Below are 25,775 nucleotides of genomic sequence, written 5' to 3'. Positions count from 1 at the left end.
CCTGATGCATCTGCACTGCTACTCCTGGACGGGAGTCGGTGACGACCGGCGCAACGAGGCCGAGCGCCGCCCGCCCCCGCCGACCGGCGACCCCCCGCCGACCGGCGACCCCGGGCCGTTTCTGGCCTCGCCGCTGCCGCCGATGCGGACGTGCGACTGGCTATTGAAGCCGCGCATCCGCATCGACGTCTCGCCGGGGTCGGTAGGGGAGGCATTGGAGTGGCTGACCGCGCGCTACCGCGCGGCCGAGCCGCAGTTCCTCCGGCCGGACGACGAGGCACGCATCGGGCTCGGCTTGCGCCTGGACAACGCGGGGGAGGCCCTGACCGCCGGGGTGGACGTGCAGTGGGGCATCTGGCTGCGCGGCGGCCGATTCGTCACCTGCGCCGTCATCTGCTGCTCCCCGAACCGGGACGCCGCCCACCGCTGCCCCGCCCGTTGAGCCGCCCGCCTGCCGGACGCCCTCATGACGGCAGGCGAGCCCTGCGCCGTGCAACCCTTCTCGGACCGCCGTGCCGAACGCCCGGCTCACCACGTCGATCACCTTCTCCGGGTTGTCCATCCCGGCTCTGAGCTTCTCGGCGATCCCGCCCTTGGCTCCGAGTGCGGCGACGAAGGCGGGACACCGCCGACGTGTCGGAATGGGCGGGCTCTCCGCTCAGGGCTGCCAAAGGTCCTGGTAGTCGTCGTGCCAGTCGTACGCCGAAGCCTCCAGCCTCAGCAGGTGCTCCGCCTGGGCGTGCTCCTCGATCGCCAGGTATAGCTCGTTGACGAGCACGGACTCCAGGAAGCGCACGCGGTCCCGTTTCGCGGTCAGGTCCCGCTCCGCTTTGTGGGCGTCAGGCTCCCCGGTGTCCACGGCCCCGTGCCCCTGGTCCAGACTCTCGGCGATGCGGGCACGCAGGAACGCGATCAGTCCCTCGGACACGACTTGTGCCTGATGCGCGCGAGCCCGGCGCGCGTCGGCCACGATCTCGCGGTAGCGGGCGGCGAGAGTGGACTCGTCTCTGCCGGTGAGTTCCAGGCGGGGGAACCGCCGCAGGAATGCTCCCCGGTCGATCGGCTCTTCGTCGCCGGCGGCCAGGGCGTCCCCGAGGAGCTCCGCCGCGAGCAGGGGGCGGTTGCGGACCAACTCCAGGAGCGTCCCCCGATTGATCGTCGTCATGGCCAGAAGGTTACATGGAGTAACCGCTAGGACGCCGAGGGTGTGTCCCGTGCTGGGGGTCGTTGTCTTCCTCTGGATAGCAGGAGTCTCAACCGGCGGTTGAGCGCAACCTTACGATCCGGCCACGCGTCATTCAGATGCTTATCAAGAGCAACTAACGTTGCGTCAGAGATCAGGCGAGGAAGGACACCCCCCACGTGTTCGATCGGCAGGAGAAGCTGTTCGCTGCGGGAGCTGACCAGGGCGACCTGTTCGGCTCGGGAGACGAGGCGGAGGCGGAGAAGCCCGCAGAGGGGGCGCGGCATCCTCTGGACACACCGCAGGACTTTCCGCCGATCACGTCATTCGAGGTCAGGGACGCTTTTCAGCAGCTGGTCGAGCGTGACCTGCTCGGGCCGTACGACGGCGACTTCGAGGAACTGCCGCCGCGGTCGATGGGCCCGCGCGAGCGCTACCTGGTCGGCATGCTCGGTCCCAAGCCGTCGCCGAAGCGGGTCGCCGAAGACGCCGACGAGCTGCCGGACATCGAGATCGGCGCGGAGGGTGACGGAGCCGAGGGCGAGTTGCCCGACGTGCTGACGCCGCAGAACCTCGGGCGTCTGTGGGCGTCGTCCATGGGCATGTCGTTCGCGGTGCCCGCCGACCTCGACACGCTCGCGGCGACCGTTCGCTGGGGTGAGTACACGAAGGTGGAGACCCAGGTCGGGGACGTCCAGGGCAAGCCGCGAACCGAACGCGTCTGGGGGCGCAGGCCGGTCGAGCACCCTATGACGATCCGGCTCGACGAGCTCACCCAGAAGATCCCCCTCACGATGGAACGTGCCGATGAGCCCGGCGTCCTGCTCGCGGTCGCCGTACGGCCCCGTCCCGACCACCGGCGCGTCGTCGAGCTGACGCTGGTCAACCAGCAGATCGAGCCGGACACGAGCGCCGACACCGCGTGGCTGTTCCAGGCCGAACTCGTCGTCGCCGCCCCGACCGATGGACCCGCGGACGTCTTCCTCCCGATCGACGACCCTCTCGACGACGGCCGGGAGGACGACGGTCAGGAGGATCTGGAGGACAAGCACCTGCGGCTGCTGTACAGGAACGAGCGCAGGTACGCGGTCGGCCGCAACATCGCCGTACACGCGACAGTGTCCCCTGGCGATCGGCGGGCGACGAAGCTGCGCACCACCTGGCTGCCGTACCACGACGTGCCCGCGACGGTCGCCCCGGTCGGGGAGGGCACGCCCCTCGCCGATGTGGAGCTGTCGATGGACGCCCTCGCGGGGGCCTCGCCCGAGGCGCTCGCCGCCGGGCTGACGCCGCTGGCGGACGGCTACGCAGCCTGGCTCGATAAGCAATACCTCAAGATCCCCGAGCTGCCCGAGCCGCTGCGCGAGGCCGCCGAGGTCGCCGTACGCAAGGCGCGGCGGGCCGCCGACCGCATCCGGGGCGGGATCGCGTTGCTCACCCGAAGCACGGTTGACCGGCACGAGCAGGCCCTCGCGGCGTTCAAATTCGCCAACGAGGCGATGGCGCTGCAGCGGCGCCGCACGGCGGTGGCGAAGCTCCGCGACGAGCAGGGGCTGAGCTACGAGCAGGCCATGGCCGAGGTGGACGAGCAGGGAGCGAAGGCCGCGTCGTGGCGGCCGTTCCAGCTCGCGTTCATGCTGCTCAACCTGCCCTCGCTGACCGATCCCGAGCATCCGGAGCGGGCCGCCGACCACAAGGCCACCGTCGACCTGCTCTTCTTCCCCACCGGCGGCGGCAAGACCGAGGCGTACCTCGGCCTCACCGCGTACACGTTCGCGATCCGGCGGCTGCAGAAGGTCGTCGGGTCGGGGACGGAGGCGCGCAGCGGCCTGGACGGCGTGGCGGTGCTGATGCGTTACACGCTGCGGCTGCTTACCGCTCAGCAGTTCCAGCGGGCCGCCGCGCTGGTGTGCGCCTGTGAGGTGTTACGGCGCGACGACCCGGAGACGTGGGGCGAGGAGCCGTTCCGCATCGGGTTGTGGGTGGGAAGCGCTGTCTCGCCGAACTGGTTCGGTGACGCCAGGGACCAGATCCAGGAGGCAAGGGAGGCCCCCGACAGCCGCAAGACCAACGTCCTGCAGACGCTGTCGTGCCCGTGGTGCGGGGAGAAGCTGATCGCCGGCGTCAACCTCGACCTGGACGAGGACCGCCGGCGGGTGCTGCTCTACTGCGGGCGCGGCAGCGAGGGCGACGCCGACCCGTGCCCGTTCTCCCGGCTGGGGGAGGACCGCATGCTGCGGGCCTTGCCGTCCGTCACGAGTGAGGACGAGGCGTACGCGCGGCGGGAGGGCCTGCCGATCCTCACCGTGGACGAGGAGATCTACCGGCTGACGCCCAGCCTGGTCATCGCGACCGTCGACAAGCTGGCGCAGCTTCCGTGGCGGGGGTTCGCCGGGCACCTGTTCGGCCGGGTGAGCCGGCGCTGCCCCCGGCATGGCTACCGGCACGATGACATGGACGACCGGATCGGCTGCGGCGGCAGGCACAACGCCAAGGGCCGGCTGCCCAAGGTCGAGAGCCGCCCCGTCATCCGGCTCCGGCCACCGGACCTGATCATTCAGGACGAGTTGCACCTCATCTCGGGCGCGCTCGGCACCGTGGTCGGCCTGTTCGAGGCGGCCGTGGACGAGCTGTGCACGTGGCCGGTGAACGGCGCGGACACCGGGCCGAAGATCATCGCGTCGACCGCGACGACCAAGCGGGCCGACCGGCAGGTGCTCGGCATCTTCGGCCGCGAGCTCGCCGTGTTCCCGCCGCAGGTGATCGACGTCGCCGACACGTTCTTTTCCCGGCAGGTCCCGGTCACCCCCGGCAACCCCGGGCGGCGCTATCTCGGTGTGTGCGCGCACGGCGTGCGCCTCAAGCAGGCCGAGATCCGGCTCGCCGAGATCCTGCTGCTGGCCGGGCAGACGCTCTTCGACCAGTTCGGCGAGCCCGCCGATCCGTACATGACGCTGGTCGGCTACTTCAACGCCACCCGTGAGCTGGCGGGCATGCGGCGTTACCTGGACGACGACGTGACCACCAGGATCCGCATGCACGGCAGGCGCAAGAAGCTGTCGAACCGGCTGCTGAGCCGTACAGACCTGCTGACCGTCGTCGAGCTGACCTCGCGCATCTCCTCGGGCGACATCAGCGAGGTGCTGAAGCAACTGGAGATCGGATTCGACCCGGAGCTGGACACCTCGCGGCGGATACGAGAGTGCCGCGAGGAGATCGCCGAGGTCATGAGGGAGAAGGATGAGGCGAAGCGGCGGCGAGCGCACCCGCTCGCCGACCGCTACCGGGCGCTGCGGAGCCTGCGGTCCGCACGGCCACCCGTCGACGTCGTGCTCGCGACGTCGATGCTCCAGGTCGGCGTCGACGTGTCGCGGTTCGGGCTCATGGTGATGACCGGCCAGCCCAAGAACACGGCCGAGTACATCCAGGCGTCCTCCCGGGTGGGCCGCGACGCCGCGCGCCCCGGGCTGGTGATCACGCTTTACAACTGGTCCCGGCCGCGCGACCTCGCGCACTACGAGGACTTCGAGCACTACCACGCCACGTTCTACCGCCAGGTGGAGGCCTTGTCGGTCACTCCGTACACCGCGCGGGCGCTGGACCGCGGCACGACCGCGGCGTTCGTGGCGGCCGTGCGCAACGTCGAGGAGGCGCACTCGCGCAACCGCGACGCGGAGGACGTGGATCTCAACGGTGGCGCTGTGACCCGCTTCGTCGAACGCTTCCTCACCAGGGCCGAGGTCGCGGGCAGCCCGCGCGGCAGGCAGGCCCTGGATGAGCGGCTGAAGACGCTCACCGACCTGTGGAACGCGGCGAAGCAGGGCGCGGCCCGGCTCGGCTACGAGCGGAAGAAGGGCCACGCGAAGGAGATCGTGGACGGCCTGCTGTATCGGGCGGGCAACGGCCGTTGGGACGCCCGTACGGTCGGCAACTCCATGCGGGAGACGGAGAACGAGATCAACCTGCTCCTGCCGGGAAACGATGAGATCTTCTATGGGCCGGTCGGCGCACCGGAGTGGGGTTTCCTGGGGAGTGCCGACGACGGCGACGACGAGCCGGTGGGCGACGAGATGGGCGTGACCACCCTGGACGGAAAGGGCAAGTGATGGCGGCGTACTCCACCTATCGGCGCCGGGTCGGCGCGGTGCGGCCCAGCCATCTGATGTTCACCTCGGGGGTCGGGTCGCTCGTCGACCTGCCGAACTTTTCGGTGCTGGTGAAGGGGCTCGACGACTGGCAGTACAGGGCCCCCGAGGACCCGGAGAACAACCCCGCGCTCATCACCGAGCCCCGGCTCCTGTCGGCCGTCCAGTCGTTGCTGAGCAAGACCGTGCGGGAACTGCGTCCCGCGCCCTGGATTCCGGGCACCGACACGAACCCCAACGGTGAGGCGGCCAGGACCGGTGTGCCGGTCGTGCCGTTCCCGGGGTGGATGCGCTGCACCGCGTGCAACCTGCTTGCGCGCGTCGACTCCCGGGCGTTCGGCTTCGAGAACGACAAGCCGACCAAGCCGCACGAGGCGCGGTTCTTCCACGAGTGCGGCAAGGGCAACAAGAAGCGCCTCGTCGTCGGCGCCCGCTTCGTGCTGGCCTGCACCGACGGGCACCTGGACGACTTCCCCTACCTGGAGTTCGTCCATGAGGGCAGTCCCTGTGAGAAGGCGGCCAAGCCGAACCTGCTGATGGAGGACCGCGGCGGCAACATCGGCGCCAACGTGCGCATCAAGTGCCAGCGTTGCGGGGCCGAGCGCAACATCCGGCAGGCGATGGGCAAGCGCGGCCGGGACCAGCTGCCGAACTGCCGGGGCCGCCACCCCCACCTCGGCACGTTCTCCGCATGCGGGGAGAAGCCGTACGTGCTCGTGGTCGGCGCGTCGAACCAGTGGTTCGCGCAGACCCTGTCAGCCCTGGCGGTGCCGAAGGCGGGAGGGAGCGAGCTCGACGCGCAGGTGGCGAAGTTCTGGGCCAACCTCCAGCTCATCAAGAGCATCGACATGCTGCCGTTCATGCGGTCGATGCCGCCGCTGTCGTTCGAGTTCGAGAAGTGGGGCGACGAGGAGCTGTGGGCGGCCATCGAAAGGCGCCGTGGCGAGGGGGCCACCGAGCAGGACCAGGGGCCCGAGAGCTACCCCGACCTGCTCACCCCGGAGTGGGAGATCTTCTCCAGCCCTGTGCTGCCGCCGCCGAGTGACGACTTCACCGCCCACCGGGACCAGGACGGGCCCGTTCCGCCGCTGCTCAAGGGCTTCTACTCCGACGTCGTCCAGGTCGAGCGGCTGCGCGAGGTGCGGGCCATGATCGGCTTCACCCGGCTCGACGCTCCCGATCCCGAGGACCCGACGCTCGTCAAGCGGGTGCCGCTCTCCCGTTCCAAGCCGACCTGGGTGCCGGCGAGCGAGGTGAGGGGTGAGGGTATCTTCCTGCGGCTGCCCGAGGACCTGTTGTCCCGGTGGGAGAAGCAGGTGGAGAAGTCCGAGGCCCTGCGGCTGCACAAGGAGGCGTACGGCCGCTTCCGCGAATACCGCTACTCGGCCCGGACCGGCCAGCCGTTCGACGAGTCGACCAGGTACGACTACTGGCCCCTCCCGCGCTACTACGTCCTGCACACGCTGTCGCACCTGCTGATCCGCACGATCGCTCTCGAATGCGGCTACAACTCCGCCAGCCTCGCCGAGCGGATCTACGCGGGGACTTCGGAAGATGACAAGCGCTCCGGAATTCTGATCTACACCGCGGTGCCGGACGCGGAGGGCACGCTCGGCGGCCTGGTCTCGCTCGCCCAGCCCGACGAACTGGTGCGGCTGACCAGGCGGGCGCTCACCGGGGCGATGAGCTGCTCGTCCGACCCGCTGTGCTCCGAACGGCTCCCGCGTACGCCGGAGGACTTCCTGCACGGCGCGGCCTGCCACGTGTGCCTGTTCGTCTCCGAAACCACGTGCGAGCGCGGCAACCGGTTCCTCGACCGGCGGTTCGTGGTGCCGATCGACGATCCAACCCTGGCCGTCTATCCCGAGCTGCCATGAGCAGCGTCCACACCCGCTTCGAGAAGGAGGCGGCGGACGCGGTCGAGCGCATCGGGCCGGTGCACTTACGGACCCTGGCCGACCGGATCGCCGGAGGCGGCCCCACGATTGGGATCGTCAACGCGGTGCCTCTGCCGGACTTTCCCGAGGTCGCCCGCCGTGTCCTGTCCGTACAACTCTCCATGGGCATGCCGGACGAAGAGGTGGCCGTCTACTTGCGCGGTGTCGCGGCGGGTTACGAGCGGCATCGCGCGACGACCACAGTGGAGTCGGTGTGGACCGGACCGGCGACCCATGCCGTGCCCGTTCGCTCCACGGCGCAGGTGCTGGTCGACCTGGTGGCTGAGGCGTCGTACGAACTCATCCTCATGACGTATTCGGCCGCACCGTACGAGCCGCTGCTCAAGGCCCTGAGCGAGGCGGTGGGGCGCAGTGTGACGGTGATGGTGGTGGTCGAGACGCTGCAGGGGGCGGGCTCGGCACTGAACGGCCCGGAGCCCGCCCATGCGTTCACCGGGGTGGAGGGCGTACAGGTGTGGCACTGGCCGGTGGACGTGCGCACGGAGCAGGGCGCGAAGATGCACGCGAAGCTCGCCGTGGCCGACCAACGGGTGCTACTGGTCTCGAGCGCCAACCTGACCCAGTCAGGGGTGTCCCGGAACCTGGAGGCGGGCCTGCTCGTCCGCGGGGGGACGGCCCCGGAGCGGGCCGCCCAGCACGTGGCGCGCCTACGCGCGCGAGGAGTGCTGCGGCGTCTTCAGTAGAGACGCCGAGTCGAGACGCACTGGACAGGACGAGGTTCGAGCCCGGTAGGTTGCGCGCAAGATTCTTCCGCGGAGGCGAGGATGTCGTGGCAAGGGGAAAGATCATCGGGGGCCGATACGAACTCGACCCGAACTCGCGCCGCATCGGCGGGATGGGGGAGGTCTGGTTCGGCTACGACAAGCGGCTGGACCGGCCGATCGCGATCAAGTTCATCCGGGTGGACCGCCTAGCGGACGGCAGACCCGACGACGAGCTGACCAAGCGCTTCGTCCGCGAGTCCCGGATCACGGCCCGGTTGGAGCACCCCGGCGTGCCCGCGGTCTACGACTGCGGCACCGACGGCGACGACCTCTACCTGGTCCTACAGCTCATCAAGGGCAACCCGCTGACCGACGTGATCGGGGAGGTCGAGGAGGTGCCAGTGGGCTGGGCCGCGGCGGTCGCAGCCCAGACGTGCTCGGTCCTGGCCGTCGCCCACGCCAACTCGCTGGTGCACCGAGACCTCAAGCCCGGCAATCTCATGCTCTGCCCTGACGGGACGGTCAAGGTGCTCGATTTTGGAGTGGCCGCGGCGCTCTCCCTGTCGGCGACCAAACTAACCGCAACCGGTGTGGTCATGGGCACGGCGGAGTACATGGCGCCAGAGCAGACGATGAGCGGCACCACGAGCCCGCAGACCGACCTCTACTCCCTCGGCGTGGTCCTGCACGAGCTGCTCACCGGGAAGAACCAGTTCGCCGCCGAGACCCCGCTGGCCGCCATGCGCAATCATGTGGACAAGCCGCCGCGGCCGGTGCGGGAGCTGCGGGCGGACGTCCCTGAGGGGCTCGAACGGCTGATTCTCTGGCTGCTTGCCAAGAGGCCTGAGGAGCGGCCGTCCGACGCGGCCCTCGTCTACGAGCGGCTGCTGCCGTTCTGCCGTGACCTGCCGGCGCTGCCGGGCTTCGTGGACGGTGACGGCGCGGACCCCGTGCGCATGTATGCAGCCGTCGTCGGGCAGGTGGCCGCGACGAACGCCAAGGCTCCCGTGGTCGAACCATCGCGGCCCTCATCGCGGGGTTTTCGCCGGGACGACATTGAGCGGGTGCGGAAGGACGCCGGCGCGCTCAAGGCCGAGTCCCGCTTCCGGCAGGCTGCCGAGATACTAGCGGGGGCCGTCGAGGCGGCCGCGCGCTCCCTCGGGCCGGCGGATGACAAGGCGCTTGAGCTGCGGATCGAGCTGGCCGACGTGCTGTTTCTCGGCGGAGACTACCGACGCGCCGCCCCCGAGTTCCAGCGCCTGGCGGCTGACCTGGCCGAGCGCAGGAGTGAGGACGACCATCTCGTCCTGCGGTTCCGCCTGATGGAGGCCAACTGCCACGCCGCGCTGGGCGACACGGCGCTTGCGCTCACCCAGCTTCGGCGGTTGCTGGAGGACGAGGAGCGGTTCGGGGTCGACGAGGATCGGATCCTCGAGCTGCGCCGCCGTATCGGGCTGCTGGAGCTCGGCGCCGGCGACCGCACGCAGGCGGGCAGGACCCTGCGCGATCTGCTGCCCGACCTGGAACGCCGGTACGGTCCGCGGCACCCCAACGTCAGCAAGGTCCGAGAGCTTCTCGACGATCTGGCCGGTGCGAGGTGACAGGTACGGCCTGGATCGTTACCTGACCGCCTGAAACTCCGAAAAGTGCGGCCTACAGTGAAGCGTCGGAGATCATCAAAGCTTCACCAAGGGGCGGACAGTTGGCCACACTCTCTGTGCTTCTCCACCAGATCGACCACGGCACCGTGCTCCTCCCCGAGTTTCAGCGAGGGTACGTGTGGAACCGCGACCAGGTCCGCGGGCTCATGCGCTCGCTGTACAAGGGGTATCCGGTCGGCGGTCTGCTGCTGTGGGAGACCGAGCCCGAGATGGCGTCCGTCCGCGGCGGCGCGACCGATGGCGGCGTGCGACTTCTGCTGCTGGACGGCCAGCAGCGGATCACCTCGCTGTACGGGATCATGCGCGGCAAGCCCCCGGCCTTCTTCGAAGGTGATTCCTCAGCGTTCAGCAACCTGCGCTTCAACGTCGAAGACGAGACGTTCGAGTTCTACGGCCCGGCGAAGATGCGCGACGACCCGCGCTGGGTGGACGTGACCCGGCTGTTCATCGAGGGGCTGGAGCCCTTCATCCACGCCTTCGGCCAGTACCCGGACAAGTTCTCGACCTACCTCGCACGCCTGAACCGGCTGAAGAACCTGGAGAACCGGGAGTTCCACGAGGAGAAGATCACGGGCCCGGACAAGAACGTCGACGTCGTGGTCGATATCTTCAACCGGGTCAACTCTGGGGGAACCGCGCTCTCCAAGGGAGATCTTGCCCTCGCCAAGATCTGTGCGCAGTGGTCGCCCGCCCGGCAGGTCATGCGCGACCACCTCCAGCAGTGGCACGCGAAGGGCTTCGACTTCTCGCTCGACTGGCTGCTGCGCAACATCACCGCCGTCGCCACCGGGCGCGCCGTCTTCACCGCACTCGACTCGGTGACGGACAAGGAGTTCGAGACGGCGCTCGCCAAGTCGGTCGGCTGCGTGAACACCCTGCTCGGCGCGGTGTCCGGGCGGCTGGGCCTCGACCACGACCAGGTCCTCATGGGCCGGTACGCGATCCCCGTCGTCTCCCGCCTGCTCCACCTCACCCCGGGCGGAGGTTTTCTCGACGGCGCGCACCGCGACAAGGTGCTGTTCTGGTATGTGCATGCGGCGCTATGGGGCCGCTTCGCCGGCTCCACCGAGACCGTGCTCGCGCAGGACTACGACATGGTGGAACGTTCCGGCATCGACGGTCTCATTGCGTCCCTTGAACGGTGGCGCGGTGGCAACCTGGACGTCAGGCCGCACGACTTCGAGGGCTCGACCCGCGGGTCTCGGTTCTACCCCCTGCTCTATATGCTCACTCGCGTGCACGGCGCCCGGGACTTCGGCAGCGGGTTGCAGTTGCACGCCGAGATGCTCGGCAAGCTGACCTCGCTCCAGGTCCACCACATCTTTCCCAAGGCGCTGCTCTACAAGGCCGGCTACGACCGCGTCCACGTCAACGCCGTCGCCAACTTCTGCTTCCTGACGCAGAACACGAACCTGGTCATCGGCAAGCGCGATCCGGAGGAATACTTCCCCGAGGCCGAGGATAAGCACCCCGGCGTTCTCGCCTCGCAGTGGATCCCCATGGACCGGGACCTGTGGCGGGTGGACCGGTATCTCGATTTCCTCGAGGCCCGGCGCGAGCTGCTGGCGCAGGCTGCTCAGTCCTTCCTCGCGGGGCTGCGCGACGGAGCCGCGCCTGTGGCCGACGAGGAGCTGCGCCCCGTGGCCGTCCTCGCGGACGAGCAGGATGACGTACGCGGCGCCCAGATTAAGGCGATGGTCGAGGAGCTGGCACGGCTGGGTTACGCCGAGCCGGCGCTGGACAGCGAGATCGCCGACCCGGCCACCGGGCGGGCCCTCGCCATGGCAGAGGCGTTCTGGCCGGACGGGCTGCAGCCGGGTCAGGGCAAGCCGGTCGTCCTGGAGCTGGACCCCGAGGTGGCGGACCTGCCGAGGCTCGAGGAGCTGGGGTATGAGGTCTTCACTTCGGTTGACGCCTTGCTCGGCTATGCGACGCGCCGCAACGAGACGGCGGCGGGAGACGAGCAGGCTCCGCAGGAACTCACCGCGCCCGCCGGTCCGACGTTCGCCGAGTTCGACTCAGCGATGCGGTCGATCTACGACAGGGCGCGCAGCGAGGCGAACTACCACGCCTCCTACTTCCTGAGCATGCTGGCCGAACACGGCAGCCTGGCCACGGCCCGCAAGCTCCTGCACTCACCCGCGGTGTCGGACGGCTTTGCGGCGCTCTGGGAACGCGGCCGGCTGGACCTCACGGTAGAGGCCCTGGTCGTGCGGCCTCAGTTCACGGAGCTGTTCACGTCCGCCGAGATCGAGGTCGCCCGGCACCGTCTCGCGCAGTTCGGGTGGGCCAGCGCGTCCGCCTGACCCGGCCGTGGCGTTAACGTGTGGATCGTGAAGGAGCCCTCGTCATACCTGCTGATCCTCGGTGACCGCCAGGCCATCGCCTGGGTGCTGCGTGAGCAGCGGATGGCCTTCCCGCCGACCTCGCGGTCCGAGATCGCCCAGGTGCGGCCGGGCGACGAGCTCCTGATCTACACGACGCGCGGCGCCTACCGAAACCCGACGCGCGACCGCGGCCGGGTCATCGGCCGCGCGGTGGTGACGTCGGACGTGCGGCCTCTCGACGAGCCAGTCCGCATCGCCGGGCGCGAGTACCCGACCGGGTGCAATCTGCGCGTCGACCAGCTGGTGCCGTGGGGGAGTGGCGTCGAGCTGCAGCCACTCGTGGCGCGGCTCGACGCGTTCCCCAACCCGGCGGCGTGGAGCATCATGCTGCGCCGTGCACTATTGCGACTCTCGGCAAAGGATGCCGCCTTGCTGTGGGAACGGCTCGCATCGCTGTCGGGAGGTCTGTCGGTGAACCTGCCGGGCTATCTCGCCCAGGATCGGCCGCCTGCAACCCATGCTTCCCGAGGTACTTGTTGAACTGTTGACGGGCCTCCGCGAAAAGCAGCTCGGCGCATCATTTCAAGCGGTTTTACAGGGAGTGCGAGACCCGAGGGGGACGCAGTCGGCCTCAGGGAGGGTGTGCGGGTACGGGGCGCGGTTGGCCGCGGCCTCACCCGCGGAGGAAGACCTCGTCGAGGCGCCATTCGAGGGCCTCTCATCGGCCGATCCCGCGGTCGATCCGGGACATTAACCCCTGCTCGGCCCGCCCGTAGAACTCGCGGGTGCCAGTCGGGGGTCGCTGAAGCAGGGCTTGGCGCGGTGCCACGGCTCGGATGTCTCCGCCGATCCCGGCCCGGCTCAACAGATCCTGGAAGTAGGCGGCGGCCGGATGGGTGGCCAGGTCGTGACTCTTGCCCTGGACGATGTTGGAGGCGAAGCCGGGGGCCGGTGATGCGGTCGTCGGGATAGAAGAAGACGTCGCGGATGATGACGCAGCCGATGACCGGGTCCTCGCCGAGGGACATTGGCTGACTGTGGTATCTGCCGACCTGGTGGCGCAGTTCGAGCAGGTCGGCGGCGCCGTTCCCTTGGCTGAAGAACTCCCAGGACTCGGAGACGCGAAGGGGCGCGAACCCGCTGAAGAAGCCCCCGCCGACCACGCGATTGTGTGGATGTGCGTGCAAAGAAGATCGGCTCGCCGTGGTCGATCAGCCGGAACTCCCGGCTGCTGGAGGGCCGCCAGAAGTTGACCTCTGCGAGGTCCGAGCGCGGGGCCAGAAAGCACTACCAGCTCGCGTCAGGCGCCCCGGATGTACGCCTGCACGGGGCAATTGTGCTCCTCCTTGATCATCCTTGCCAGAAGGTCGATGCGGTCGGACCTCGAGAGCACTCGCACGCGCCGAGCTGTTACCGGACTCCCGTCGCGACTGGGCGGGCTGCTCGGTCGTCACTGGCCGGGGTATGCTGCCGCGCCCTGGCTGAGTTGGATCATTTCCGGTCAGATCGGTAGCAGCGGACGCAGGGGCGTCGCGCGCCGTCCTAGGCTGGGATCGCGCACTAAGCTCACGCGACGATTCGGTGTTCGGAAAGGTGAGCGAGGACGGCTTGGTTGGCCTCCCAGCCGTCGGGGAACCTTACCGGCACGTTGAGTTGAACTCCTCCGGTCGAGGGATGTTTGTCAAGCAGTTCCGCAATCCCGGCGCGGGCGACGACGATACAGGCGTGCCGGTGCCGGGAGGTGAGCACGCACAGTCGCCCGGCCTCCAGATGGAACTCGGTCGCGTCTCGGCGGCCGGACAGCGGGTGGAGGACGATGGTGATGTCGTACTCCCGTCCTTGCAGCTTGTTGGCGTTGTCGACGGTGACTCCGGGAACGCGGAGCGCGCCCCGGATCGCGGCGGCCTGGTCGCGGTGGGCGCAGCCGATGGCGATTCGGTCCGCGGCAACGGGGTGGCTGCCCTTCTCGTCGTGCGCGACCGGTCCCCGCTGCAACAGCCGGGTCGCCAGATCGGCACATGCCTTTACGGCCTCCGCGTCGGTGCGTATCGTGTGGCGGCTGGGGAGCTCATGTAACGCCCATCCGGTGGCCGCCGCCTCCTGCAGAGTCGCGTCCAGCGGCCCGGGAAACCCGGCTGTTGTGAGCTCCAGTCGCCGCTCGCCCTCCGTCGTACCGGAGCGGAACCCGGTGAAGGGGTAGAACGCCTCGGAGACCAGGGACGCCGCGGAGGCGGGCAGGCGCCAGGAGACCGGCAGCCGATGCGGCACGATGCCGGGGTTGAGCCGTAGCAGGACGGCGACCGCGCTCTGCATCGGGTCCCATGACAGGCCGGCCCAGCGTTCGCCGTCGATGGTGGAGAAGGGGTCGAGCTGGCCGGGGTCGCCGACGAAGAGGGCCCGCTCGAATTGGGCGGCGATGCGCAGCAGTTTGTCCGAGCGCATCTGGTAAGCCTCGTCCACGATGGCCCACGGCCAGACGTGGTCGGTTTCGTAGGCCCACTTGTCGGCGGTGGATACGACGACCTGGGCTTCGCCGAGGTCGGTCAGCCGGGTAGCGATCCGGATGCTGGGGTGCCGGGTGAGCTGGGGAGGCGGGACGAACCCGGCGGCCGACAGGCGGCCGAGCGCCAGCCCCGGATCGGCGGTGGCGAGCCGGTCCACCAAATCGCTGACCTGCTCGTTGGTCTGGGCGACGATCATCAGCGGCTCGCCCGTGTCGGCGATGAGACGGGCTGCCCGCACCACCAGGGTGGATTTGCCTGCTCCGGGTGGGGAGTCGACGACGACGGCCCGCTGTTCACCGCTGGTGTAGTCGGCCAGCACGCGGGTGATGACGTCTTCGGCGGCCTCTCCGGGGGTCATGACCATGCCTCCTGGGCGTCCTCGTCGGTGGGGACGTACTCCGGTGGCGGGCCGCCGTGGGTCCACGGGGTGTTCTCTCGGCTGGGGAAGGGCGGGCGCCTGCGCGGGCTCGGTACTTCGAGGTCGGTGTAGGTGAGCCGCTCGCCGATCTCCGGCACGCTGCCCGCCCGAGGAGTGAGTGAGTTGCCCATTCCGCCGCTGAGTTCCAGCGTGATTCGCCCTGCGTCAAGCTCGATGATCTCGGCCTTCTGCCCGGGCCGGGCGGGGGAGCGGAGCACCTGACCGGGCGCGAGCCGTATCGGGTCGGAGGTATGGACGGTGATCAGCGGACGGAGCATGCGACGCCCGCCTGCGACGATGCGGGTGGGGTCGGCGGCGATCACCTGTCCGGCGAAGGTCGTGCCGGTCAGCCGATGCTCGGCAAGCACCAGCGGGTCGTCGAAAGCCCTCTGCGCGTCGTAGCGGGCCTGTGCGTCTTCGAGCCGTTCCAGGCGCATCGCGGCGGCGACCGCGCTGTCGAGGCGGGCCTGCGGCGGGCCACCGCCGGTCAGGTGAGCGGTGTACCGGGTGAACTCGTCGCGGTCCCTGGCCCAGCGGTCGGCGACGCTGGCGCCTTCGGGCAGGGCACGCAGGACGTCGACGGCCTGCCACATGAGCTGCCAAGTGGGCTCGAGCTGGGACTTGATCGCGCTGCGCACCTGTGCGGGGGAGCCGGTGGTGTCGTAGGCCTGGATGGCGGGCTCCAGCACTACGGCGTCGAAGCCAGGGTCGGTGGCCGGTCCGGCCGGTGGCGTGAGCAGCGGGTTCTCGGCCCGGGACGCGGCCTTCGGCGAGGTCATGCCCTCGGGCGGAGCGATCCAGGCGAGGAGCGCGGCCAGGTTGCCGTCCTCGGTACCGCTCTGCCCGGTGGCCCAGTGCAGCGCCAGCATCTCGGTCATGGCCAGCAGCGTGGACGCCCCGGCGAACTCGGTCCGCTCCGCGAGGAAGGTCAGCCAGCGCCCCAGGACTGGAACAGATGGGTCCACGGGGTAGGGGCCGTCGGTCTGGCGGAATCTGGTGGAGCGGCCCAGCAGACGAGTGAAGCCGATCCCACCCGGGTTGGGGACCAGAATCTGCGGTGCGTCCAGGAAGCGTTCGTATGGTTCCTTAGTCCCGACCGTCTCGCTGGCCTGCTGGAAGCTCTCGATGTACGGGAGCATGATTTCGGCGAGTTCGGTGACGAACGCGAAGCGCAGGTCGCGGTTGCGCGGCTGCGGCACGACCAGGAGGTGGGGGTCGTCGCGGTGGGTGCCGGCCATCGCCCCGAGCGGTGCGGCGGCTTCGCCGGCCAGTTTGAGCGGGACGAACACCAGCGGCCGTGTGGACAGGTGCGCGTGCCGCACGGAGGCGATCGGCTGGGCTCGCCCGGCCTGTACGGCTTCCGCCCGGGCATAGGCGGTCATGATGCTCACGCGGTGGCCTCCAGCCTGAACTGACGGACCAGCCTGAGCTGGGAGGCGATCTCGGCCTGGTCCTGGCCGGCGAGCAGGGTGCCGTCGGCCAGGCCGAGTACGGTCGCGACCGATTCCAGGCCGCCGAGTTGGTCACGCACCGTACGGCCGAGAGCGTCCGTGGAGCCGCAGGAGCGTGCTTCGTCACGGCAGAAGAAGGCCATCTCACAGCTGGCGAGGCATTCGGGTGCGTACCGGGCTTCCACCTCGGAGACGGCTTTCAATAACTCGTCGCGGGAGCGGGTGGGAGCACCGTCCTCGTCGGGCATCAGGTCGAAGGTGAGCCCCATGGGCAGCTCGTTCGTGATCGTATCGATCCGGGTGAGCCGGGAAAGCTGCCGCTTGAGCACCGTGAGCTGCTGCCTTACGTCCACCAGGGTGGCGGTCGGCGCGTTGGCGAAGTTCTCCGGGCAGACCAGGATCACGTCGTGGGAGATCAGCCCAGGGTCCAGGCCGAGATCGGCGAAGAGCTCGCGCAGCGCGTGGACGTAGACCGCCGACTGGCGGGCCGCGGCGGCGACCTGACCGGCGTCCGCCTGGCCGTCGATCACCGCGAAGGATTTGATCTCCACCACATGAAAGCGGCCCTTGAGCTGGAAGGCGATGAGAGCCGGTTCCAGATAGACCGATTTTCCTGCGATGTTCAGCCTCAGCATTGGGTGATCGAACAGGGTGCCGCCGCCCCGGGCTTCCGCCGCCTGCCGGAGAAGGGTCTTGGTGCGAGAGTGGCGGAGGTTCCGGTCGCCGCCGACGTTCTCGACATCGTCATAGGCGACTTCAGGCAGCGAAAGTTCCAGTTTGTCGCGCAGCAGCGTCAGCAGTTGGGCGCAGCCGTTGGCCTTGACCTGCTCTTCGAAGGCGCGGGCACGGGTGATCGCGAAGACGGACTGGCCGACGGTAACGGGGTAGCCCAAGTGACGGGCTGTCTGGTCCTTGTCGATGCCGGCCGCGTCCATGACGGCTCGGCGATTGCAGCCGGGGTTGGCGGCCAGTGCGGCGATCGTGCGGGCGTTGTGGTCGCGGGGCGGGACCGGGCCGCGCAGGGTGTCCAGTCTGCTCACGCGGTCCTCGCGGCCGACTTCAGACCCGCACCGAAGAACTGACTGACCGCGTCGAGCTGCTTGGAGGCTCGTACGGCGGCCGCGGCTCGCTGAGCCTGGTCGGCTTCCCGGTGGACAGCGAGTTCGGCTTCGGCGGCGGCGATGACACGTGCTGGGACAGCCTGGTCGAAACCGTCGACCGCGCCGGGGATGTTCTGCGCCATCCGGGTGAGCAGGCGGTGAGCGCTTCCGCCGGGCCTCTCGAGGCGGGCGATGTGCTCGGCGATACGGACAGCCGAGGTGAGGAAGTCGGTGCGGGAGCTGAGCGGGCCGACGATCCGCGCGTCCAGCGGCCAGGTGCTGACGGCCAGCAGGCCGCGTGCCGGGGCGAGCAGGTCGGCGGTCAGCGCGGCGCACAGGTAATAGGGCCGCGAGTAGGGCGTGGTGCGGAAGGACCGTTCCTCGTCCCGGCGGAGGCTGGTCAGCTGGGAACTGCTGAGGTGACCGGCGAAGAGGGCCTCGTTGACGTTCACGATCAGCTTGCCGGGGGTGGGCACGCCCAGCAGGGTCAGGGCTTGGTGGACCTGCTCGCGCAGCGGGAGAAGCGGCGGGCTGGGCGGAGGCGCGGGCGCCTGCTCCAGCGCCGCGTTCCAGGCGCGTTCGGTCTCGGCCAACTGAGCGCGGAGCAGTTTGAGCCGCGCCTGGTCGCCGGCCGCCTTCGCCTCACGCATCTGAGTGCGGAGTTCGGCGATCCGTTCTTCCAGTGCGTCCAACGGGTCGTGCACGATCCCGCAGCTTAACAGGCGTCCCACGGTTCGCCAAGTAATTCCACTTGCTTCCACTAAGTTCCACCATTATTGTCCGGTGGCATGTACTCGAGTGAGGAGAGTGACCGATGCGGTCTCTGCGGCGAGGACGGGCCATTCACTTACTGGACATCGAGAACCTGACCGCGTCACCCCTGCCGACGATGGCGGAGGTCGTGCGGACGATGATCGAATACCGGCAGCACGTGCCGGTCGGCCCGATGGACCAGTTCGTTGTCGGGGTCAACCCGCGCTCGCTGGTCGAGGTGGGCCGCGTGATCAGCGGGGCCCGGTTCCTCACCCGCTCCGGCCCGGATGGCGCCGACAGCGTGCTGGCCGAGATGGCCGTCGCCGACCGGGTGGACCTGCGCTTCGAGCGGGTCGTCATCGGCTCGGGGGACGGCTACTTCGCCCATCTGGCCTCCTGGCTCGCCGCCGCCGGAGTGCACGTCACCGTGGTGACCCGTCCCCGCGGGCTCAGCTGGCGCCTGTACGCGGCGACCGGCGACATCACCTATCTGAACGCGGCCTTGGCTGCTTGAATCCCTCAAGGACTTTCATGAATCACCAGCCCCCCATGCCGCCTGTGCGCCGCGGCTTCTCCGGCGCGGCGGTCGCTCTCATCGCGGTTCTCGCCCTGGGCGCGGGCTGCCTCGGCGGCGTCGCCGTGGGCAGCGCTGCTTCTTCGAACACGGCAAAGCCCTCCTCGGCCGGCACCGGGACGGTTCGTGCCCAGCCCGAGGACACCCGGCTGCACAAGCCGGAGAAGGCCAAGCCCAAGTACGTCAAGCTCCCCGACTTCAAGGGGCAGAACGCGGCCGTCGCCAAGCAGTGGCTGGTCGACCAGGGCTGGGACGAGTTCACGAACATCAAGCTAGGTTCGCAGGACCCCAACGACACGATCGTGCTGCTGCCGGAGAACTGGACGGTGACCAAGCAGTCGCACCGGCCGGGCAGAAGGATCAAAGTCGGCAGCATGATCGTGCTGACCTGTACCAAGCAGTAGCCGGTAGGGCGACTCCGTACGGCCCACCACGGTTGAAACCCGGGATGGTCGTTCCGGCCGGCGAATGAAGCGCGTCGCTCCCTTCGAGGCCCGGTCGCCGGGTTCATCTGGAGCGAGAGCGCCCGGTGCCTTCCATCGTTCGGGAGCCGCTGGAGTTCGCAATCCGTCTGGGGCCGATCACCCTCTGAACCATCCGAGGCCGCCATGGTCTTGCGATTGAAGGCCTTGGGAGCCCGTCGACGCCGCGAATGACGAAGACATCGAGGTCCCAGACGAATGGAAACGACTGCGCAGGCCGGGGTCCGGTAACACCGAGAGCGGCCCCCTTGATATCCCCTAGAGCCAACTTCGAGGGGTTTCGTGTCCGAGACCCTGCGTGACCTGGTGGCGGCCCGGCTGGCCGGCTCCATGCTCGACCCCGCCGTGCAGCGGATCTTGCTGGAGGCGCTGGGCGAGGACGAGACGGGCCTGGGGCGTCCAATCCGACGGGCGTATCTGCGGTCGGTGACGGTCAGCGGCTTCCGTGGCATCGGTCGTACCGCGCGGCTCCCGCTCGTGCCCCGGCCAGGGCTGACCCTGGTGGTGGGCCGGAACGGCAGCGGCAAGTCCAGCTTCGCCGAGGCCGTGGAGATCGCGCTCACCGGAGACAACGCCCGCTGGAGCTCGAGGTCGGACATCTGGCGGCGGAGCTGGCGTAATCTGCACGAGTCCGCGACCCCGCAGGTGGCGGTGGAGCTGCTCATAGAAGGCGACACCGAGCCGAGCACCGTGATACGTGAGTGGACCGGCGACGACGTGGGCGAGTCCCGCGCCGAGGTGGAGCGCCCGGGCGGCGATCCGGTGCCGCTGGCGGAGCTGGGATGGGGGCCGGACCTGGCGCTGTACCGGCCGTTCCTGTCCTACTCCGAGCTCGGTCAGATGATCAGCGGCAGGCCGAGCGAGATGTACGACGCGGTCGCGACGATCCTCGGCCTGGAACTGCTGGCTACCGCCGACAAGTACTTGCGCGACCGGGCTTCGGGCCTGGAAAAGGTGATCAAGCAGGCCGAGGCCGAACTGCCCGGACTGGCGGACACCGGTGACCCTCGGGCTCAGGCGGCGGAAGCCGTACTGCAGAGCAGGAAGCCGGACCTCGACCGGCTGGCTGAGCTGGTCGCGGGTGACCACACGGCCGACGACGCCGAGATGGTCCGGCTGCGGCGCCAGGCGGAACTGTCTGGGCCGGACGTGGCCGCGGTCGAGGAGCGGGTGGTGCGGCTGCGCGCGGCTCTTGCCGCGGCCGAGCAGGTACGCGGGACGTCGGCAGAGGACGCGCGGCAGCGGGCCGAGCTGCTGGAGCGGGCGTTGACGCATTTCTGCGGCCAGGCTTGCCCTGTTTGTGGGGGTGCGCAGCTGGATGACATATGGGCCGGTCAGGCTCGGGACGAGGTCGCCAGGCTCCGCGGGGAGGCCGTCGCCGCCGATGACGCGCGTCGGGAGTTGCGGGTTGCGACCCAAGCCGTACAGGAGCTGGTCGAGAATCCGCCCGCAGGGGTGCCGCCCGAGGTGGGGGCGGCGTGGACGGCCTGCCGCACGCTCGCCGATCCGGTCGTGCTGGCGCAGGAGGCGCCCCGGGCAGCCACGGCACTGGCGGCAGCCTGCCGGGACGCGCAAGAGCAGGCGGTCAAGCGCCTGGCCGATCTGGATGGGCGATGGAAGGAGACCGCGGCGGCGCTCGCGGCGTGGCTGGTGACAGCTCGGCGGGCGGAGGCTGCCAGACCCGAGCTGAAACAGGTGAAGGCGGCGCGGAAGTGGCTTCGTGACGTCCACGATGAGCTGCGGGCGGAGCGGATGGCGCCTCTGGGTGAGTCCTCCCAGATGATCTGGGAGTTGCTGCGACAGCAGAGCAACGTCACACTCGGCCCGATTCAGCTTGCCGGTTCGGCCACCCAGCGGCGGGTGGTGATGGACGTGTCGGTCGACGACATCGAGGCGCCCGCATTGGGCGTGATGAGCCAGGGGGAGCTGCAAGCCTTGGCGTTGGCGTTGTTCCTGCCGCGGGCGGCGTCGCGGCAGAGTCCGTTCAGCTTTCTAGTGATCGACGATCCGGTGCAGTCCATGGACCCGGCAAAGGTCGATGGGCTGGCCCGAGTGCTGGCGATGATCGGCGAGACGCGGCAGGTCGTCGTGTTCACCCATGACACGCGGCTGCCGCAGGCGCTGAAGTATCTCCGACTGCCGGCGACCATCATCGAGGTCGTCCGTAGGGAACGGTCCGTGGTGGAGCTGAAGGAGTCCGACGATCCTGTGGCGCGGGCGCTGCGGGACGCGCGGGCGCTGGCCAAGTCGGGCAGGGTGCCTGACGATGTGGTCCGGCAGGTGCTGCCCGGGCTGTGCCGTACCGCGCTGGAGGCGGCGTTCCTCGAGGTGGCGTGGCATCGGCTGCTGACCGCCGGACAGGATCACGGGCTGGTGGAGCGGCAGATCGGCGACGCGCACAAGCTGACCGAGCTGGCCGCCCTCGCGTTGTACGGGGACGCCTCAAAGTGGAGTCAGGTGCTGGGGGAGCTGAACCTGCGCTACGGCCACTGGGCGGGGGATCTGGTGGTGTTGTGCAACAAGGCCGCGCACCAGGCGGTCCCGATCGGCGATGTCGACGAGCTGGTGGGCCAGACGGCGCGGCTGGCCAAGCTGGTGAGGTCGTCATGAACGCGGAGGCGCTGCTGAGTTCGGCCGATCAGCTGCTGAGCCGGACGGTAGGCGTGTGGCCAAGGCCTGCGGCATTGCTCTTGCGGTTGTCGCTGGAGCAGGGTCTGCGGGAGTACTTCCAGCGCGTACGGCCCGAGCTCAACACATGCACCATGCTGGAACGGATGCTCTGCCTCGAGGCGTACGCCGGTCCCGGGTTGGCCCGGCAGTGCGCCACCCTGTGGTCGGGGCTGAGCCAGGCGTGCCACTATCACGCCTACGAGCTGTCGCCCACGCCCAGCGAGCTGGGGCGCTGGCGTGAGGAGGTCGAGATGGTGCTCAATCTCCTCAATGCTTCGTGACGGTCACGGAGCGGCAGGGTAGGGCAGCGTCGTGAGCTGCTTGTTCAGGACGGCTTGTTGCGCTTCACAGTGAGGATGTAGTGCGCGTCGTCGCCTTCGACCATGACGGCGACGTGTCCGCGCTGGTGCAGCGCGTCAGTTGCCGCCCCGCTCGGATCCAGAGGCTGGAGCGGTGGCGCGAACACGATCACCTGGTGCTCTTGCCGTCGACCTCGACCTGACCGAGGACCGCCAGAGTGCGGGTCTCGGTTACGGCGAGCAGGGGACGGTAAAGCCTGAGTCGGTGCGGTGACGGGTGTCATGCAGCCCCTGCGCCTTGACGCTGATGGTCGGCGACGAAATGAACGCGGCTCACCAGTTGGTCGTGGGGCCCAGGCCGTCCGTACAGGACTCCGAGCGGGTGCGCTGCTCGAACCCCCGGTGTATTGACAAATGGGGGAGCGACCGCCCGGCCCCAACGGTGGCGGTGCCGACCGCCGCGTGGTGGGCGGCGAGGCGATCACGCAACCAGGTCATAGCGATCTACGCCGGCGAGGCCCGACCGGCTGGGCCGCACCCCCGCCCCTTGAGCTGAACTGGGCGTCACGCTGGATCAAGCAGGTCCCATCGGTTGCCCGCGATGTCCAGGAACACGGCGACGCGCCCATAGGGCTCGGTACGGGGCGAGGTCACGAACTCGACTCCGGCGGCGACCATACGCTCGTACGCGGTGTCGAACTGATCCACTTGTAGGAAGAACCCGACGCGGTCGGCGTAGATCGCCGGAACTACGGGAGCCCGAACGTGGACCTCGTGGCCGTCATCGAGACCGTTGGGCGGGCGATCGACATCGCCGGCGTGGCGGTGATCGCTATCGGCGCGTTGGTGGCGACCGTCTTGTTCGTGCGCTCGTTCCTGTCCCGCCACCTGACGGAGGATGCCTACCGGCAATATCGCAGAGGAATGGGGCGCGCCATCCTGCTCCGGCCCTGAGTTCCTCGTCGCTGGCGACATCATCCGTACGGTGGCGATCTCTCGGATCTTCCAGCTATGGCTGAGGTGACAGCAGTCCTGACAGCAGCGTCCCCATACACGGGCCCACTTCGGCCACCGTCCACCACCCTCTGACCACGCTCTCCGCTACCCGGGCAGGGTGATTGGTCCGCCTGAAAGCGAAGGTCGGCGGTTCGACCCTGCCCCTGACCACCACCCTCGAACAGCCCAAACGTCCCGAGCCGCTCACGGTCGGGGCGTTTTTGATCTCCAGTGACGGCAACAGGCCGCGCACGTCCAGCACATAGCGGCGACGGGTAGCGTCCTCGCTCACCGCAAAAGTAGGGGGCGGTAGCCGGCCGGCCAGGAGACGGTCCGCTCCACGACGCAGCGGTGGCGCCCGAGGCGTCGGCTGGACTCGATCCCGCGGCGGGCGACTACGGGGGATGATGCCGACCACCGATTCTTAAGCGCCATACAAGTCGATCCCAAGGGCGCTGTCTCAGTATGGCCGTGCGAAAAGAAATCAGCTTTTCTGCGTAGGGATCCTCGTCCGAATTCGGTGTCGTTCTTTCCGGGAGGAAATCGCCGCCGGACGGCCCTCATGAAAGGAATAGGGGATCGACGTGAATGCCCATGCATTCGAAATGTTGTGCCAGGCCGTGGAAGAGACGCATGCGGGCCGAGCCGACACCGCCCGGCGCTGGCTGGACAAGTTACGCGGACTGATCGACCCGGAGAACGCGGGCGACGACTTCCTCTACTTGCTTTACCACGACGCGTTGGCCCGTCGGCTCGGAACCGATCAGGACGGGCGCGACAACCTCTACCTGCGCCGGTTCGAACGGCCGCAGATCGAATTGTTCGATCTGGTGGCCGAACACCTGCCGATGGTGAATCTGGCCGGTCGTATCGGCGGCGCCCTCCTCGCCCAGCATCTCGCCGGGAGGCGCACGGCCACCCTGCTGTCGATCGGCATCGGTTCGGGCGTCCAGGAGGCGACGCTCCTGACCGCGCTCGCGAAACGCGGAATGGCGCCCGGAAGGCTGACCGTCATTGGGGTGGACCCCGCGGTGGAAAGCCTCCACCAAGCCGAACGATCTCTCCGCGAAACCGGCGTCACGCTGGACTTCCACGGCGTCGCCCGCTTCGCGGAGCACATGACCGACGATGACTGGGACCTGGTGCGCGAAGCGCCTCGCCCGCTGGTCATGAACGCCGCGTTCGCGCTGCACCACCTGCGTGACTCCTTGTCCGGCGCCGACGAAAGGAGCACGTTCTTCGCCAGGCTGCGAGACGCGGAGCCGGAGGCCGTAGTGCTGTGCGAGCCGGACTCCGATCATCACCGGGTGCCTCTGCCCGAGCGGTTCCGCAACTCCTGGCAGCATTTTCACCACGTCTTCCGGCTGATCGACGCGCTGGACGTCTCGGCCGCCGACCGTAACGCCATGAAGCTGTTCTTCCGGCGTGAGGTGGCCGACATCGTCGGCACCGCCGACGACGAGGAGCGCTACGAACGGCACGAGCCAACGGCGCGATGGTTGGACCGGTTGCGCCACGCAGGGTTCCGCCCGACGCCTGCCCCCGCGAGCGCGCTGCCGGACACAGCCCATCCCGCCTTCGTCCGGCAGGATCGCGACAGCGTGCGCATCGGATTCGACAGAGAATCGCTTGTGGCCGTCATCCAGGCAATGCCGGCGCCGGCGTAGCGATGTTGATCAGCGCATCAGCCGGGCGACGCGTCGGCGTCCGCATTGTTCGCCTTCGGCGCGGGAGACTTCCAGCAGTTCACACGCTCGTTTGACGTTGTGACCGCCCTGCTTCTCCGCCTCGATGAACGGTGCCCCGCTCACCGGGTCTCCTTCGCGAAGAAGGCCGTGGCCCGCTTGAGGATGTCGACGTCCTCGCGTAGCCGGTGGTTCTCCCGCCGCAACGCGGCCAACTCCTCCCGTTCGCTGCTGGTCAGCCCCTTACGGGCTCCGGCGTCGACCTCGGCCTGGCGGACCCAGTCCCGCACCGCGTTCTCAGTGAGATCGAAGTTCGTGGCCACCTGGCCGATCGAGCGATCACCGCGCTGGCACAGCTCGACGATTTCAGCCTTGAATTCCAGCGTGAACGGGCGGCGAGGACTCTTCTTCTTCCCCTTGCTCTCCATCTTGGACACCCTTCCGGAGACGAACCCCTGATCTCACCTGTCCGTCAAACCGGATCAAGCCCACTCATCTTGGATTGGGCGTGCGACCTGGGGACGTTGCCTGCCGTTGCATTCTTCTCAACATGATGGTGACCGCGCCGAGACAACCACAATGGACGATCGAGTAGTGATCGCATTGAAGACGGCGCTGGCGCTGGCGCTGGTCGCCTCACTACCACAGGTCGAAACCGTGCCATCGGTCACGCCGGTCGTCCGGGCCGGCCACTCGCTCGCTTCCGTCAAGAGTGCTGTCGAGCAGCAGTTCGCGAACCGGAGCGGCGTGCACGTATCGACGAGAACGCGGAGCAGGTACACCTGGGTCGGTGTTACGGAAATCATCACCACCAAGGGCGTCTACCGGTTCACACGCTCGGGGATATCCCGCTCCGACATCACGG

Annotated in this window: 22 protein-coding genes and 2 pseudogenes; 14 read left to right on the top strand and 10 right to left on the bottom strand. The window is 68.8% G+C overall.

Annotated elements, in window-relative coordinates; genetic code table 11:
- Window positions 1-4 precede the first annotated feature (4 nt).
- Window positions 5-442 (top strand): hypothetical protein, encoded by a 438-nt coding sequence (locus tag MPTA5024_RS07540; protein ID WP_036321062.1) that lies wholly within the window; start codon window positions 5-7, stop codon window positions 440-442.
- Window positions 443-658: 216 nt separating this feature from the next.
- On the opposite strand, the gene MPTA5024_RS07535 is transcribed toward MPTA5024_RS07540, so the two are convergent.
- Window positions 659-1,165, bottom strand: a complete 507-nt coding sequence (locus MPTA5024_RS07535; RefSeq protein ID WP_036321059.1) for a hypothetical protein — start codon at window positions 1,163-1,165, stop codon at window positions 659-661.
- Between the two features lie 197 nt (window positions 1,166-1,362).
- Here MPTA5024_RS07535 and drmA point away from each other — a divergent pair, with 197 nt between their 5' ends.
- The 6 genes from drmA to MPTA5024_RS07505 all read left to right on the top strand — a co-directional run bounded on the left by drmA (window position 1,363) and on the right by MPTA5024_RS07505 (window position 12,518).
- Complete coding sequence (drmA, locus tag MPTA5024_RS07530; RefSeq protein WP_036321056.1) at window positions 1,363-5,289, top strand: DISARM system helicase DrmA; 3,927 nt, start codon at window positions 1,363-1,365, stop codon at window positions 5,287-5,289.
- Window positions 5,289-7,205: a DUF1998 domain-containing protein gene (gene drmB / locus MPTA5024_RS07525; RefSeq protein WP_036321053.1), complete on the top strand. Its 1,917-nt coding sequence runs from the start codon at window positions 5,289-5,291 to the stop codon at window positions 7,203-7,205. The genes drmA and drmB overlap by 1 nt, the downstream gene beginning before the upstream one ends.
- Entirely contained in the window at window positions 7,202-7,969 is a 768-nt protein-coding gene (drmC, locus tag MPTA5024_RS07520; protein ID WP_036321050.1) for a DISARM system phospholipase D-like protein DrmC, read from the top strand. Before drmB ends, drmC begins: the two co-directional genes overlap by 4 nt.
- An 86-nt stretch (window positions 7,970-8,055) precedes the next feature.
- Window positions 8,056-9,591, top strand: a complete 1,536-nt coding sequence (locus tag MPTA5024_RS07515) for a serine/threonine-protein kinase (RefSeq protein ID WP_036321047.1) — start codon at window positions 8,056-8,058, stop codon at window positions 9,589-9,591.
- A 101-nt stretch (window positions 9,592-9,692) separates the two neighbouring features.
- Entirely contained in the window at window positions 9,693-11,957 is a 2,265-nt protein-coding gene (locus MPTA5024_RS07510) for a GmrSD restriction endonuclease domain-containing protein (protein WP_036321044.1), read from the top strand.
- A gap of 27 nt (window positions 11,958-11,984) precedes the next feature.
- On the top strand, window positions 11,985-12,518 hold the full coding sequence (locus tag MPTA5024_RS07505; RefSeq protein ID WP_036323531.1) for a hypothetical protein: 534 nt from the start codon (window positions 11,985-11,987) through the stop codon (window positions 12,516-12,518).
- A 1,026-nt stretch (window positions 12,519-13,544) separates the two neighbouring features.
- On the opposite strand, the gene MPTA5024_RS07500 is transcribed toward MPTA5024_RS07505, so the two are convergent.
- Genes MPTA5024_RS07500 through MPTA5024_RS07485 form a run of 4 tightly spaced genes read right to left on the bottom strand, consistent with a single transcriptional unit; the run spans window position 13,545 to window position 18,155 of the window.
- Window positions 13,545-14,801, bottom strand: coding sequence for an AAA family ATPase (locus MPTA5024_RS07500; RefSeq protein WP_232326277.1), 1,257 nt, complete (start codon window positions 14,799-14,801; stop codon window positions 13,545-13,547).
- Between the two features lie 35 nt (window positions 14,802-14,836).
- Window positions 14,837-16,282 (bottom strand): hypothetical protein, encoded by a 1,446-nt coding sequence (locus MPTA5024_RS07495; protein WP_232326429.1) that lies wholly within the window; start codon window positions 16,280-16,282, stop codon window positions 14,837-14,839.
- A gap of 5 nt (window positions 16,283-16,287) precedes the next feature.
- Entirely contained in the window at window positions 16,288-17,391 is a 1,104-nt protein-coding gene (locus MPTA5024_RS07490; protein ID WP_036321038.1) for a hypothetical protein, read from the bottom strand.
- Window positions 17,388-18,155 (bottom strand): hypothetical protein, encoded by a 768-nt coding sequence (locus MPTA5024_RS07485; RefSeq protein ID WP_036321036.1) that lies wholly within the window; start codon window positions 18,153-18,155, stop codon window positions 17,388-17,390. Before MPTA5024_RS07485 ends, MPTA5024_RS07490 begins: the two co-directional genes overlap by 4 nt.
- A gap of 110 nt (window positions 18,156-18,265) precedes the next feature.
- On the opposite strand from MPTA5024_RS07485, the gene MPTA5024_RS07480 reads away from it, so the two are divergent.
- The 4 genes from MPTA5024_RS07480 (at window position 18,266) to MPTA5024_RS07465 (ending at window position 22,211) form a co-directional block, all read left to right on the top strand.
- Window positions 18,266-18,718, top strand: coding sequence for an NYN domain-containing protein (locus MPTA5024_RS07480; RefSeq protein WP_036321034.1), 453 nt, complete (start codon window positions 18,266-18,268; stop codon window positions 18,716-18,718).
- 17 nt (window positions 18,719-18,735) lie between these two features.
- Complete coding sequence (locus MPTA5024_RS07475; RefSeq protein ID WP_084369483.1) at window positions 18,736-19,182, top strand: PASTA domain-containing protein; 447 nt, start codon at window positions 18,736-18,738, stop codon at window positions 19,180-19,182.
- A gap of 360 nt (window positions 19,183-19,542) precedes the next feature.
- Complete coding sequence (locus tag MPTA5024_RS07470) at window positions 19,543-21,870, top strand: AAA family ATPase (RefSeq protein ID WP_036321030.1); 2,328 nt, start codon at window positions 19,543-19,545, stop codon at window positions 21,868-21,870.
- Window positions 21,871-21,944: 74 nt separating this feature from the next.
- Window positions 21,945-22,211 carry a hypothetical protein gene (locus MPTA5024_RS07465; protein WP_198167002.1) on the top strand — a complete coding sequence of 89 codons (267 nt, stop codon included), beginning with the start codon at window positions 21,945-21,947 and terminating at the stop codon, window positions 22,209-22,211.
- A gap of 44 nt (window positions 22,212-22,255) precedes the next feature.
- On the opposite strand, the gene MPTA5024_RS40685 is transcribed toward MPTA5024_RS07465, so the two are convergent.
- Both MPTA5024_RS40685 and MPTA5024_RS07460 read right to left on the bottom strand, forming a co-directional pair.
- Window positions 22,256-22,402: a hypothetical protein gene (locus MPTA5024_RS40685; protein ID WP_157099324.1), complete on the bottom strand. Its 147-nt coding sequence runs from the start codon at window positions 22,400-22,402 to the stop codon at window positions 22,256-22,258.
- Between the two features lie 391 nt (window positions 22,403-22,793).
- Entirely contained in the window at window positions 22,794-22,970 is a 177-nt protein-coding gene (locus tag MPTA5024_RS07460) for a VOC family protein (protein ID WP_198167096.1), read from the bottom strand.
- A 24-nt stretch (window positions 22,971-22,994) separates the two neighbouring features.
- Here MPTA5024_RS07460 and MPTA5024_RS41935 point away from each other — a divergent pair, with 24 nt between their 5' ends.
- Window positions 22,995-23,183, top strand: coding sequence for a hypothetical protein (locus MPTA5024_RS41935; RefSeq protein WP_198167131.1), 189 nt, complete (start codon window positions 22,995-22,997; stop codon window positions 23,181-23,183).
- Window positions 23,184-23,516: 333 nt separating this feature from the next.
- Here MPTA5024_RS41935 and MPTA5024_RS43280 read toward each other — a convergent pair.
- Window positions 23,517-23,621 (bottom strand): annotated as a pseudogene (locus tag MPTA5024_RS43280) (IS5/IS1182 family transposase); the annotation flags it as partial.
- 209 nt (window positions 23,622-23,830) lie between these two features.
- Here MPTA5024_RS43280 and MPTA5024_RS07455 point away from each other — a divergent pair.
- Entirely contained in the window at window positions 23,831-24,892 is a 1,062-nt protein-coding gene (locus MPTA5024_RS07455; protein WP_051457815.1) for a GRAS family protein, read from the top strand.
- A gap of 9 nt (window positions 24,893-24,901) precedes the next feature.
- On the opposite strand, the gene MPTA5024_RS44185 is transcribed toward MPTA5024_RS07455, so the two are convergent.
- Both MPTA5024_RS44185 and MPTA5024_RS07450 read right to left on the bottom strand, forming a co-directional pair.
- Window positions 24,902-25,036, bottom strand: coding sequence for a hypothetical protein (locus MPTA5024_RS44185; protein WP_269750552.1), 135 nt, complete (start codon window positions 25,034-25,036; stop codon window positions 24,902-24,904).
- Between the two features lie 5 nt (window positions 25,037-25,041).
- Window positions 25,042-25,338, bottom strand: a pseudogene (locus MPTA5024_RS07450) (transposase); the annotation flags it as partial.
- Window positions 25,339-25,504: 166 nt separating this feature from the next.
- Here MPTA5024_RS07450 and MPTA5024_RS41930 point away from each other — a divergent pair.
- Window positions 25,505-25,775 (top strand): hypothetical protein (locus tag MPTA5024_RS41930; RefSeq protein WP_198167000.1); only part of this gene is annotated, 271 nt, incomplete at its 3' end.

This window comes from Microbispora sp. ATCC PTA-5024, assembly GCF_000511135.2.
GTDB classification, from domain to species: domain Bacteria; phylum Actinomycetota; class Actinomycetes; order Streptosporangiales; family Streptosporangiaceae; genus Microbispora; species Microbispora corallina.
Note: the sequence above shows the minus strand (reverse complement) of the source record. Positions and strands in the feature narration are given on the sequence as shown.